Source organism: Neptunomonas sp. XY-337, from assembly GCF_004959845.1.
In the GTDB taxonomy this organism is placed as follows: Bacteria; Pseudomonadota; Gammaproteobacteria; order Pseudomonadales; family Balneatricaceae; genus Neptunomonas; species Neptunomonas marina.
In genome coordinates, this window is record NZ_SPLL01000003.1 from 351282 (window position 1) to 364154 (window position 12873).

12 protein-coding genes are annotated in these 12873 nt (G+C 52.3%); 10 read left to right on the forward strand and 2 right to left on the reverse strand.

Going from position 1 to position 12873, the window contains the following annotated elements:
• Positions 1 to 7: 7 nt before the first annotated feature.
• Together pncC and E4L36_RS08795 are read right to left on the reverse strand one after the other, a co-directional pair.
• The gene (pncC, locus tag E4L36_RS08790; protein ID WP_127694416.1) at positions 8 to 484 is read right to left on the reverse strand and encodes a nicotinamide-nucleotide amidase; all 477 of its coding nucleotides are present in this window, start codon (positions 482 to 484) and stop codon (positions 8 to 10) included.
• Between the two features lie 203 nt (positions 485 to 687).
• Positions 688 to 1620 (reverse strand): NAD-dependent epimerase/dehydratase family protein, encoded by a 933-nt coding sequence (locus E4L36_RS08795; RefSeq protein WP_136680289.1) that lies wholly within the window; start codon positions 1618 to 1620, stop codon positions 688 to 690.
• A gap of 303 nt (positions 1621 to 1923) precedes the next feature.
• Between E4L36_RS08795 and E4L36_RS08800 the strand changes: the two genes are divergently transcribed.
• The 10 genes from E4L36_RS08800 (at position 1924) to E4L36_RS08845 (ending at position 12844) form a co-directional block, all read left to right on the forward strand.
• Positions 1924 to 2964, forward strand: coding sequence for a glycosyltransferase family 4 protein (locus E4L36_RS08800; RefSeq protein ID WP_136680290.1), 1041 nt, complete (start codon positions 1924 to 1926; stop codon positions 2962 to 2964).
• Positions 2964 to 3830 (forward strand): archaeosortase/exosortase family protein, encoded by an 867-nt coding sequence (locus E4L36_RS08805; protein WP_136680291.1) that lies wholly within the window; start codon positions 2964 to 2966, stop codon positions 3828 to 3830. The genes E4L36_RS08800 and E4L36_RS08805 overlap by 1 nt, the downstream gene beginning before the upstream one ends.
• The gene (locus E4L36_RS08810; RefSeq protein WP_136680292.1) at positions 3772 to 4299 is read left to right on the forward strand and encodes a hypothetical protein; all 528 of its coding nucleotides are present in this window, start codon (positions 3772 to 3774) and stop codon (positions 4297 to 4299) included. The genes E4L36_RS08805 and E4L36_RS08810 overlap by 59 nt, the downstream gene beginning before the upstream one ends.
• Before the next feature lie 76 nt (positions 4300 to 4375).
• Entirely contained in the window at positions 4376 to 5335 is a 960-nt protein-coding gene (locus tag E4L36_RS08815) for a DUF4114 domain-containing protein (protein ID WP_136680293.1), read from the forward strand.
• Positions 5336 to 5528: 193 nt separating this feature from the next.
• Complete coding sequence (locus E4L36_RS08820) at positions 5529 to 6974, forward strand: oligosaccharide flippase family protein (protein WP_136680294.1); 1446 nt, start codon at positions 5529 to 5531, stop codon at positions 6972 to 6974.
• Between the two features lies 1 nt (position 6975).
• On the forward strand, positions 6976 to 8373 hold the full coding sequence (locus E4L36_RS08825; RefSeq protein ID WP_206064535.1) for an O-antigen ligase family protein: 1398 nt from the start codon (positions 6976 to 6978) through the stop codon (positions 8371 to 8373).
• 103 nt (positions 8374 to 8476) lie between these two features.
• Positions 8477 to 10279: a glutamine--fructose-6-phosphate transaminase (isomerizing) gene (gene glmS / locus E4L36_RS08830; RefSeq protein ID WP_136680295.1), complete on the forward strand. Its 1803-nt coding sequence runs from the start codon at positions 8477 to 8479 to the stop codon at positions 10277 to 10279.
• Entirely contained in the window at positions 10276 to 11049 is a 774-nt protein-coding gene (locus E4L36_RS08835; RefSeq protein WP_136680296.1) for an acyltransferase, read from the forward strand. The genes glmS and E4L36_RS08835 overlap by 4 nt, the downstream gene beginning before the upstream one ends.
• On the forward strand, positions 11046 to 12164 hold the full coding sequence (locus E4L36_RS08840) for a glycosyltransferase (RefSeq protein WP_136680297.1): 1119 nt from the start codon (positions 11046 to 11048) through the stop codon (positions 12162 to 12164). Before E4L36_RS08835 ends, E4L36_RS08840 begins: the two co-directional genes overlap by 4 nt.
• Positions 12165 to 12391: 227 nt before the next feature.
• Positions 12392 to 12844: a hypothetical protein gene (locus E4L36_RS08845; protein WP_136680298.1), complete on the forward strand. Its 453-nt coding sequence runs from the start codon at positions 12392 to 12394 to the stop codon at positions 12842 to 12844.
• Positions 12845 to 12873: the final 29 nt, after the last annotated feature.

Below are 12873 nucleotides of genomic sequence, written 5' to 3' on the forward strand. Positions count from 1 at the left end.
AAGCAGATTATTTAGGGATATATGCCAAAACACCCTCTAGCGCCTGCTCGACCGCTTGCTCACGAACGGAGGTCCGATCACCGTTAAAATAGCTCAAACAAGTGACCGTTGGATGGCCTTGAATCGCCCACGCAAACCACACTGTACCGACAGGTTTCTCATCAGAACCACCGGTGGGGCCAGCAACACCGCTGATCGCTACAGCGATATGAGCATCACTGTTCGCTACGGCACCTTCCGCCATTTGTGCCACTACCGCTTCGCTAACAGCACCACTTTGCTCTAACACCTGCGGATCAACACCGAGCATGCGCTGCTTAGCGGTATTCGAATAACTAACGAAGCCGCAATCAAACCAAGCTGAGCTGCCGGGAACTTCGGTTACCGCCTTTGCTACCCATCCTCCTGTACACGACTCCGCAGTAGCCAGTTTTGCTCCGCGAGCCATCAGCTCTTTACCCACCTGATCTGCAAGATTCAGCATGTTATCCTCTTATCTCTTTGCTTTAGTAAAGTGATAGCGCCTGAGGCCAGAATCAACCTTACAGCCCTAGCTCTGACTTCTTTATAGTGCTTCTGGCGCCATATCGTCAATCAGATCACTAGATCAGACCATCAGCTTGTTTGTGCCTCGCTAATTGGTGCCTCGTTTATAGAAACGTAAAAGAAGATAACATGCGTATCGCATTAAGCTATCTCGCCCTCTAACGCCATCATTGTGGCCTGCAACCCCTCAGAGAGCGGCACAACTTGGCCAAGGTCAAAGCGCTTTTTCATTTTATGAGCGCCGCCTAAGGAGATGGCGATATCGCCACTTCGAGCCGCTGCATATTCGATGTCAGTTTCCGCACCCGAGATCACGGCTAGCGTTTTAGCCAACTGAATGATCGAGGTTGGCTGTCCGCTGCATACGTTATAAACCGATGCCTCAGGACGATGCGAGAACATTGCCGCGATCAGGTGATTCACTGCATCCGCAACATAGATAAAATCCCGAGTTTGGCTGCCATCCCCGTATATCGTCAGCGGCAAACCTTGCTTGATTCGATCAATGAAGATTGAGATCACGCCTGAATAGGGAGAAGCAGGGCTCTGCCTTGGCCCGTAGACATTGAAGAAGCGCAACCCAACCGTCGCGACCTGATGGTTGATCCATGCGACACGCGCGTGCATCTCACTACCCAATTTGTCAGCACCATATGCGCTGATTGGCCTCGGCGTAGAGGACTCATCCAGCGGCACTGTTGCGTTGTCGCCATACACTGCCGCAGAGGAGGCATAGACCACCGGAACAGGCTTAGCCCTGCCAAGTCGAGCGGCGTTCAGTACATTCACTGTACCCTGTTGATTAACGCGATGGGTTCCACACCAATCCAACCTCGAGCGCTCTACCGAATCAACCGCCGCCAGATGGAAACACCCATCCACGTCACGCATTGCAGCTTGCACAATGCCGGGGTCGGCAACATCACCCAGCACCAACTCTGCTGACTGGGGCAAATAGTCAACAACGCCTGTAGAGAGGTCATCTAAAATTACCACTTCATGGTTACGCTCAATCAGTGCATCACACAGATGAGAGCCAATAAATCCACAGCCACCCGTCACTAAAAACTTCATCGCTTTGTCCCTCGCTTGTTCATTTTAATGAGGTACTCGCAAAAACTCGGCCAATCCAAATAACGCTTATTAATCAAACGGTTAGCGAAATAAAAACAAAAAAAAACCACATATTGAGTCGCAAATTGCGAAACTCAGGTCGCAGACTGATAAAGCTCCCCGTCGTTTGAGAGAATCGCGCTCTATCTAGGCAACACATCCTCTAACAGCTCACCTAATTATTTGATTTATATAACTTTGCGTTTTTCTGGCGACTAATTTGCTCGCTATTGCTGTATCAGACGCGCCTGTACGGAGGGGACAATGACAATGCATCAGCAAACTATCTACCAATTGCTCGACAGTCGTGGACCGGGCGGGATCGAAAGCCACGTGCTCAACTTATCCTGCTGGCTACACGAGAATGGTTTCCACAATGAAGTGTTGTTTTTGGAGGATCATGGCAGCCATCCACTCAAAGATGCACTGGATGCAGAGCACATTAAGTGGCGCTGTTTAGCAAGGTACTCAGATCTTCCCAAGTTGCTCCAACAATCACCCAGCTTACTGTGCACACACGGTTACAAGGCGGGTATTTTTGGCCGTCTGATCGGTTGGTGGTATCGCGTGCCGGTTGTTTCCACCTACCACTCAGGCGACCGCGGTCGAGGGCGCGTGTGGCTCTATAGCCAGCTCGATGAAGCTACAGCCTTTCTTGCAAACAAAGTGATTTGCGTTAGCCACGAGATCGCTGAGCGCTTACCTGTACGCTCTCACAAAGTTGCCAATTTTGTTGCGAATAAAGTAGCGCCCTCAACACATGGGAACGCTGTGGCCTTTGTAGGCAGGCTATCCCATGAAAAAGACCCTCACAGTTTCGCCAGAGTTACCCGTGATCTACCACTACCTTGTCACGTGTATGGCGACGGACCATTAAAGAACGAGCTGCAAAAAGCCTATTCACACCTGCGCTTCTTCGGGCATGTTGATATGGAAAAACATTGGAGAGCCATCGGTCTGTTATGCATCACCAGCCGTTTTGAAGGCTTACCTCTGGTCGCATTGGAAGCGATGATCCGCGGTATTCCTGTGGTCAGCTATTCCGTTGGGGAGCTACCAAATCTAATCAAGAACCACCAAAACGGTTGGTTGGCACCGGCACGTAACGAAAAAGCCCTACGCAGCATCGTTAAAAACTGGACTGATAAAAGCGTTACGCAGAAAGCCGCAATCGCCATGCGTGCTCATCGGCATATCATCAAGTTCTATAGTGACGAGACCATCTGCCCGCAGATTGTGGACCTTTATGAACACGCCATCAGCCAACGCCGCTCAACATCACCAAGAAAAGCGGGGCCAACGTAATGGTCATCAGCGAGAAAAGCCTTGAGCGCTCTCTGCTACCTATTCTCTGTTTTGGGGCGGCCGCTAATGCTCTTTTGCCGGGTGCTATCGAGGCGGCGACAAATAGCGGACTTATCGGCGCATTGACTGCTGGCTTAGGGCATAGTTTCGTCGTCTGGATCTGTTTAGGGCTGGCCGTGCGCCTAAGCCTGCACCCCACACGACTCTCTATGTCGTACGGAGCGTGGTTGCTGACACTACTATTGAGCGCTCTATTGCTAATTCCTAGTGCTATTGTTGCTTGGCTCACATGCATCGCTTTTTGCGCACTTTGGTACACACAAGCTGAGCGCCACCGCCACGCAGACCTGGCGATTTTTATCTTAGCTGCTACTGCGAGCCGAGAACCTATCTGCCAATCATTTCTGCACCTTTTCGCCGCGCAGATTCTCCATGTCGATGCTTGGGTTAGCGGCGCTCTTCTCAAGCTTTTAGCCATTCCGGCTACGGTTGCCGGCAATACTATCACCCAAGAGAGTGGCCATAGTTTGCTGGTATTAACGGGCTGCTCAGCGTTTACTAATCTTTCCTATGCCCTGCTGCTATGGATGAGCTTCACCCTCTTTCGACACGGAGCCATCACCCACCAAGACATGCTGAGAGCTGCAGTGATGCTGGTGCTGATCTTTGCCACCAACTCGCTACGGCTTGCAATGATGACCCTAGACCCTTTCTGGTACGAAACCTTACACAGCGAGCACTCTGAAGAGATTCTTGAGTGCCTCAGCATCGGCATTGCACTGCTGAGTGTTAAAAGGAGTAACCCATATGAAAGCCATTCTGATTGTCCTGATACTGTCAGTAACGTTGATTCTCGCGCCTCTTAGCCGCGTGATAAGTTCACTGACACCCGATCAAGCCTCGACACAAAATGATGCGTGGATCGCGCAGCACGCTGGCTTGACCGCTCTCGGACAGATACAAGCCGCCAACCAAGGCCCCTATGTCGTTCGGGGATTTCGTCATCCAACCTGCTTTGGTTCGATTGCACTCCTGCCCCTGTACCGAAATGCTGAAGGCGCACAGATTCTCAAGCAGATGATTTCAGCCCAAGGCACCCGTTACGGCGTGATATTTCAAGGTCAGCTTTATGATCAATTTCCACAGATAAACTACACCAAACAAAAGCTGATAAAGGGCACTCAGCGCTTATTGGGCATCGAGCAAAACGCCTCGTTACAGATTATGGCTTTTGCTGAGCAAGGCCCTTGCAAGATCGCTGAGAAGCTTGCCGAACAACATGCATCCCTCGATCTCTTTCGCCGGACAGCCTCTCATGCTGCCCATACCTTTTAACTCAATGTGCTGTAACCAAACGTAAATGTCGCAGAGCTCGCTCACTACATACTCTCGCGACCTAAAGGAGGTTCTTATGAAACGTCTCGCAAGTTACGTTTTAATATCTGGCATTGTTGGCGCCATACCTATCCAGGCATGGGCCGCTGATGATGCCACCGACACGCTGGTCAACATAGACTTCAGCCCAGCCCTGCTTAACGAAGTAACTCAAGCGCTACCCGAGAGCCAAGATGTGAATCAGGAGTTTCTCAACCCAAGCTACGACCCAAATATCTATCTGGAGGACAATGCAAACGTATCTGTTACCTTTCTAGACGAAGGGGCCGGCTACCGTAACTCACTTGGCTACTTTACCTACGACTCAACCACCTTCGATGACCTAACCTTTGGCGATATCGATCTCGACGGTTCAGGTCATATCGGTATTCAGGAGCTTAAGGATGTTGAAGGTGTGGAGGCCGGGATGGTGTTCAATAACGCTTCAGAACGAGGAGGAGGCGGTTCGTTGAATGCGGGGGATACTGTCACTCTGACCGGTGCAGAGATCGTCAACATCGACGGTGATAGCTTTGATATGGTAGGTAGCACACAATTTGAGGCTGGCACGAATGTCGGTTTCTTCTTGCTGCAAAATGCTTGGAACGGTTATCAAGTTAACGGCTGGGATAACACCTACCGAGATCCACTCACCATGTATACCATCGACTTCCTCAATCCCGAGAACAGCGCTTCAAATACCATAGACAATGCCGCAACCTACTCTCGGCATGTCGCTATGATGAGCTCTGTGTCTGGGGAGAACGAAGTGATTCTCGGCTTTGAGGATCTCGTCAGGCCCTACGGAGATAATGACTTCAATGATGCGGTCTTTGTCGTACGCACGGACCCTGTCGAGGCCCTATTCGCCGATGTGCCTAGCACCGAACAGGTTATCTCTTTGCAAGCTGCACCAGGGCCAAGTTTCGGTGGCGGGCTGTCAGGTCTATTCGCGCTATCGCTGGGGCTCATTGGCTTGCGCCGCAAAGCAAAATAAAACACCCACTAAAAACCGGTGCATACACGCACCGGTTTTTTTCGCATCTTGCGACGCAATTTTTCAAACCTTGCACGCCTTCCCGAAAAACAGCCACCGCATAAGTCATAACTTACTGAATTAATTACAAATTAAAAGTTGGCCCATATCTCGCAATAGCTCTAGCAAGGTTGCCTATTCAGGAGATCGCACCATGCTGGAACGAATTCAACAACTACCCACAGCGTTGAGACACAGCCTCATCTATGCCTCTGCACTCGCATTATCTAAAGCGATGGCGTTAGTCATGGTGCCGGTTGCTACACACTTTCTAACGCCAGCCGATTACGGCCGGCTCGATGTTCTACAAACTCTTGCAGATCTACTGAGCATTATTATCGGAATGGGTCTTGCCGAAACGCTGTTTCGGTTTGCTGGCAGCGCAGACAATGAGCAAGAGCGCCGTGCCGCCTGCGCCAATATTTTTGGCTTAGCGATCTGCTTAGGCGCGTTCGCGTTAGTGGCGGGGCAAATACTCGCAAGCACGATTGCCGTGTGGCTACCAGGCGATATCGCAGTACTTGAAGCCCGACTCATTTTGGCAAGCTTATCGCTGGTCGGTACGATTCTGGTGCCGCTCTCATGGTTGCGAATGCAAGGCCAACCTTGGCACTACTTTTTAGGTAGCGCAGTCCGCGTGCTGCTACAAGTGCTGATGGCTGTGCCTTTGCTGTTTCTCGGATTTGGCGTACTCGGCGTGCTCAGCGCCACACTTGCATCCGCACTACTCCTATCAGGCTGGCTGATCTTTCGCCAATGGCGCGACACCGGTATCAGCTTCGAATTCAGCCGCTTTAAAGCCTACTCGTTTTACGGAGGGCCGCTGATTTTTGTGGGTATCGCAGGCTTCATACTCGGGAGCTTTGATCGCTGGATTTTAGCCGGAGCTGCGGGTACCGCCGAGATGGCTCAGTACGCACTGGCCGCTAAGTTTGGTCTGATAACAGCGGTATTCATTCAACCCTTTGATCTTTGGTGGCACCCAAAACGGTTTAGCTGTCTGAAAGAGGAAAACGGTGCAGCGCGCTGTGCCCACTACGCGAGCATCGGTATCTGCGTTGCAATCTTCGCCGCCTTGATCGTCGCTGCCATCGGTCCAACACTTGTGCGCTGGCTAACTCCAGAAACCTACCATGCCTCAATTGCCTTCATCCCCTGGCTGGCGGCATTAGCGGCTATTCACAATATTAACGCAACGCTTAGCTTTGGACTGATGAGCCAAGACACCACGGTTCGTCCAGCGGTTATCGATGGCATTGCTGCGGCCATCGCTCTGCTGCTCTACTGGCTCTTGATTCCACGTTATTTCGCTTGGGGTGCCATTGCAGCCACATCCATTGCTCTGAGCATTCGCTTGGTCATCAGTTATACGCTAAGCCAACAAGCACTGCAGCTGCCCTATAAAACTCGCCGCCTTATTATGCTGGCAGGTATCGGTTTGGGGGGGCTTTCGTTGCTGCCAAGCGGCCCACTTTCGTTCGGTGTGGTGCTGCAATCCATTGCCCTGCTCATCAGCTTTGTCGTTTGCAGCGTGATGCTTGGTATTGTGCCGTTACCCAAGCGCTCAGCCGCTTTCATCACCCGCGTTAAGGGGCTCTAACATGATGCAGCTGGTCAGTTTCAATCAACGCTTGCAGCAGGTTGGCGTAGCAATTAGTCTCATTCTGCTGCTGGCGCTGCTCTGGTACAAGCTGCCTCATCCACTCGTTGCTGCAGCCGCGCTACTACCACTACTTATTGTGGCGGGGCTTCGCATGCCATTTATTCTTTGTCTAGCGTTTGTTGCGTTTTCATTCTTTCGTTTACATGAAGTATTTCCAGCCCTATATCCCTTAAAAATCCCTCAGCTGCTGGCCATCGGCACACTGGGGTCATTGGCTGCTAATTTGATTACCCAACGTATCGATATGTTCTGGAGTAAAGAGCACAGCACCTTCTTAATTTTCTTTGTGTTGGTGGTGATTGGCGCAGCGCTCGCTACCAACCGTGCAGCAGCCATGCATACGCTCAATGGCACCTATATCAAAGTGGCGATTATGGTACTGGCGATCAGTTGGTTGTTACGCCAAGAGCGCCAGTTCAAAGCAGTGCTGTTGAGCGTTATTGTCTGCGGGATCAGCGTGGGGATCGTTGCTCTTTACAACAAATCAAACAGTATCGGGCTCGTCGAGGGAACCCGTGTAACCATTGGCCGTGATATCGGCTCGATGCTCGGCGATCCAAATGACCTGTCTTTGGTACTGCTCTTCCCCGCAGCTTTCGCCCTTGCCGTGCTGCTCACACCCAACATCGGGAGGTTATGGAAGATGCTGGGGCTCGTGGGGTTCATTGTCGTCGTGTGTGCGATTATCGCCACGCAAAGCCGTGGCGGCTTGCTGGGCATCTGTGCAGTCAGTGGCGTGTATGCGTGGCGCCGCGTTGAGAATAAAGCGTTACTGATCACCGCTGGGGTCGCAGCGCTTTCCGTCCTGTTTGTCTTAGCGGGCGTGAGTGATCGCGCATCAGGCGGCGCCCACGAAGAGGGTATCGATGAATCAGCGATGGGGCGTATCTACGCCTGGCAAGCCGCCTTCGGTATGGCTTTACATCACCCGTTAACGGGTGTCGGCATCAATAACTTTATCTCTAACTACTTTGAATATAGCCCCCATTGGGATGGGCAAAACCACGCCGTACATAGCACTTGGTTTGGCGTTATGGCAGAAACAGGCCTGCTGGGATTAATGCTGTTTATTACCCTGATCATTCAGATCCTGCGCATCGGCATGAAAAGCGTGACCTACTTTAAGCCCCAACCCGATAGAACCTACTCACCCACCCTGTATGCCTGCGCCCAATCGGTCGAGGCGGGTCTGGCGGGGTTCTGCGTCTCGGGCACATTTCTGACCATGGGCTTTACGTGGCCGATCTATATTTTGCTCTCCCTCGCGATCGCGTTATCGCAGCAGCGATACTCGAAGCAAATCGACTCGCAAAATGCGAGCCGCCAGCCTCGATAGCGCCCACCAAAAAATAAGTCATTGAATTAGAAAGATAAAAATATTGGCACACCATCTGCAATATCTAGTTCACGAATAACAAATCATTACAGGAAGGGTCGTTATGTGCGGAATAGTTGGAGCAATCAACCACCACAACATCGTGCCTGATCTGTTACAGGGACTGAGTAACATTGAGTATCGCGGCTACGATTCTGCTGGTATCGCTATTGCCAATCAGGCAGGGCTCATTACAGTGAAGCGCCAAGGCAAGCTACAGTGCTTACGCGACCAGTTGAGCCAAAACAAACTACGCAGCTATGTTGGTATTGGTCACACCCGCTGGGCGACACACGGTAAGCCGAATGAGGCTAACGCCCACCCCCACAGCACTGCCGAAGTATCGGTTGTGCATAATGGCATTATCGAAAACTATCTTACCCTGCGCCAGTGGCTCTGCGCGGAGGGGTTCAACTTCAGTAGCGATACTGATACTGAGGTGATCCCTCATCTCATTAGTTACTTCTTACACCAAGGTGAATCACCACGCGCAGCTCTATGCCACGCCCTCAGCAAGCTCGAAGGTGCGTTCGCACTCGGCGTGCTGTTTCGCGATGATCCCGAGCATCTTTATGCTGTACGCCGCGGTAGCCCTCTGGTAATCGGGCAAGGCGATCAGGGGCTCTGCTTGGGTTCCGATACCATGGCCTTACCAGCGTACATTGATCGCATTATGTACCTAGAAGAGGATGAGATCGCGTGCCTAAGCGCCGATAGTTTCGAGCTCACCGATCAACACGGCAAGGTCATCACACGCACCATGCAGGCGTTCAGTGCTGACCAAAGCGCACAGCAAACGCACACCCACCAGCATCATATGCATCGTGAGATCCACCAGCAACCCGAAACCATTCGTGACACCTTACGTCATACGCGCCGCTCACTAAGCGACCTACCGTTCGACTTCAACCGTCTGGAACGCCTGCATATCGTCGCCTGTGGCACCTCGTATTATGCCGCGATGATCGCAAAATACTGGTTTGAACAGATAGCTCGGCTCCCAGTTGATGTGGATATTGCATCGGAGTTTCGTTATCGCGCTCCGCTATTGAGTCAGCAGGGCTTATCGCTATTTATCTCACAATCCGGAGAAACCGCAGATACCCTAGCAGCGCTGCGATACGCAGACACTTTGGGCCAAAAAACAGGCGGCATTGTTAACGTCGCACAAAGCAGCATTGCCCGTGAAAGCCGCTTTCACCTACAAACGCACGCAGGCGCGGAGATAGGGGTAGCTTCGACCAAGGCCTTCACCGCCCAGCTGGTTGTGCTCGCCACACTGGCCGTGTATGCCGCCAGTTGCCGCAACCAACATACCTTCACAGAAAACTATCAACTACAGCTAGACCTCACAGCCCTCCCTGGGTTAGCCGCACACGCGCTAACACTAGAAGGGCATTGCAAGCATATTGGCCAAAGCCTGAAAAACTGTAAGAACGCGTTCTTCATCGGCCGTGGCGCACACTTTCCGCTCGCGCTGGAAGGGGCACTCAAGCTCAAAGAGATCAGCTATCTACACGCGGAAGGCTTCGGGGCGGGAGAGCTGAAACATGGCCCTATTTCACTCATCGAGCAGGGCGTGCCGGTATTTGTGTTAGCACCTAAGAATCAGCTTCTCGAAAAAACACTTGCCAATATGGAGGAGGTCGCGGCACGCGGCGCACGCTGTATCGTGCTTGGCGAGCAGCAAAGCTTACAAAACCTTCCCGCTCATATTGAAACGCTACAGCTACCGGAATTTGAAAGCCCGTTCAGTCCGATTCTCTATGCCATCGCGCTTCAGCTGATCGCCTACCACGCAGCATTAGCCCTTGGTACAGATGTGGACCAGCCCCGCAACCTAGCTAAATCGGTGACCGTCGAATGAATAGATTACAGCAGCTAAAACAGTGGGTAAAAAGCGCTGACCACCCACTGGCTATTATTCTGAAAAACAGCCACAACACACTCCATCACTTTGAGATTCCAGCCCCGCGCTGGCTGTTTAAACCACTGTGGGTGGCGCATCATGCACTTGCCACACTCAGTGCCAGTGTTGCGCGCGTCTGCTACTGGACACCGCTGTTCAAAACCCGTTTGGCGGGCACATGCAAACGCCTTTACCTCTATGGCGGTCTGCCGTTAGTGCAAGGGAGTTTAATCATCAAGATGGGTAGCAATTGCCGCATTTGCGGCCAAACAACCTTCTCGGGTCGCTGGCGTAGCCAAGAAACGCCGCAGCTCATCATCGGTAACAATGTTGGGATTGCGTGGCAAACCACCATCGCCGTTGGTACAAAGGTGGTGATCGGCGACAACGTACGTATCGCGGGGCGCGGCTTTCTAGCTGGGTATCCGGGCCACCCCATCGACCCAACCACTCGTGCGCAGGGCCTCCCCGATACCGATGACCAAGTCGGCGATATCATCCTTGAACGTGATGTTTGGCTAGGCTCTGGGGTCACCGTTATGAAAGGGGTTACGATTGGCGAAGGTACGATTGTTGCCGCTGGCAGCGTTGTGACTCGTAGTTTACCGCCCTTTGTTATGGCGGGCGGCGTGCCAGCCAAAGTACTAAAACCGTTGGATGTCACCGATCGAGATCAGCCTGCCTGCCGCGCAACCGCGTTAGCAGCAGCTAAGGAGCGTGCGGCATGAGTATCGATATGCTGGTGTTTGGCGAAGATTGGGGGCAGCACCCAAGTAGCACACAACACTTGATCAAGCAGATGCTGCACGAACAAGAGATTGTTTGGGTTAATTCATTGGGCTTGCGTCGCCCACGTTTGAACTCACGAGACCTTAAACGCGCTTGGCATAAACTGTGGGCATTGAGAGAGAAACGCCCAATACACCCAGCGACGCTCACCCCACACCTTGTCAATCCACTTGCACTGCCATTTCCCGGCAGTGCCACGGCGCGCCGGGTCAACAGCCAGTTGCTAACGCGCACACTCGCGCCCGTCATTGGGCAATCACGAGGGCATTTACTCTGGACTTCACTTCCCTCAGCGGTCGATGTTGTGGGAAAGCTCGGTGAGCGCGCCACTGTTTACTATTGCGGCGACGACTTCGCAGCACTCGACGGCGTTGATCATGAACCCGTAGCTCGGATGGAGCAGGAGCTTGCAGCAAAGAGCCAGCTGATTATTGCGGCCAGCAGCAAACTGGCGCAGAAGTTTCCTGCCTTTAAAACGATGACACTGCCCCATGGCGTTGATTACGACCTGTTCGCCACGCCATGTGACGCCGCTAGCGACCTACCCACAGGCCCCGTGGCCGGTTTTTATGGTGCGATCGCCGGATGGTTTGATCAGCAGTTGATGGTCGCAACAGCGCGTAAGCTCCCGCATTGGAAGTTTATTCTCATCGGCCCTGCTACTGTTGATACGAGCGTCCTTAGCGCCGAGCCCAATGTGCAACTGCTAGGCCCTAAACCACATGATGAACTCCCCCACTACAGCCAGCACTGGGATGCAGGGCTGCTACCCTTTAAAGACAATCAGCAGATTGCGGCATGTAACCCACTTAAATTACGCGAGTACCTTGCCGCAGGCAGCCCGGTGGTGACAACCGAGTTTCCAGCACTCGAGGGCTATCGTGATTTAGTGCATACAGGTAAAAGCGCCAGCGACTTTGCACAAGCCTTAAACAATATCCACGATCAGCACCACTACCAACAGGTTACGCGTCAGCAGCGCCAAGCTCGTGTTCAATCTGAGAGCTGGACCCGCCGTGCAGATGAGTTAAAGGATATTCTGCGCGCACTTTAAATTCTCAAAATGAGTCGCCTACGCCAGCGGCTCTTTTTTTGCTCCTGTTTTCGCATTTTGCGATGCAAGCTGAAAGCAGCGGTTTTTCAATGGCGAAACACAGCACCTAAAGATCCGCGCCCACACCTCTACAGACCCCGCCATATCTGCGTTTCCAACCAAACAACACGACTTGGCCCAAAGCCTGCACTAACTCAATCAAGATAAAAATTCTGAGGACGCAGGCGATGAAATTGCTACGACACCACACCAAACACGTGATCTTCCTGCTCGGCACCCTACCACTAGCCGGCTGCATGACACAGTTAAAGCCATCTCAACTAGCGCTTACGGAGATCGCGCCTGACAGCCAAGGCCCGATCAGCATTGAACAATTGCTGGCCAGTGCGCGCAGTGAAACATCAAATGCCACATCAACAGATCTCTATTTCTCCTTCGAGCCTGATCGTCACGAGCTAAAGCCAACCGAACAGCAGCGCCTACTGGAGTTCGCTAAACAACAAGCGACGCCGCTCTATCTCGCATGCGCTCCAGCTGCGCATCAAAACCGTTATACCGCAGCGGCTATCGCGATACAGCGTTGCCAGCACATCAGTGTATTTCTCAGCCAACAAACGTTCCACAACGAAGTGATGCTATCGCCGCGCTTGCAAGCAGACCAAGTCAGAGTGCATCGCTAAGCGATCAACACGCGAGAGAAGGAGCAGAC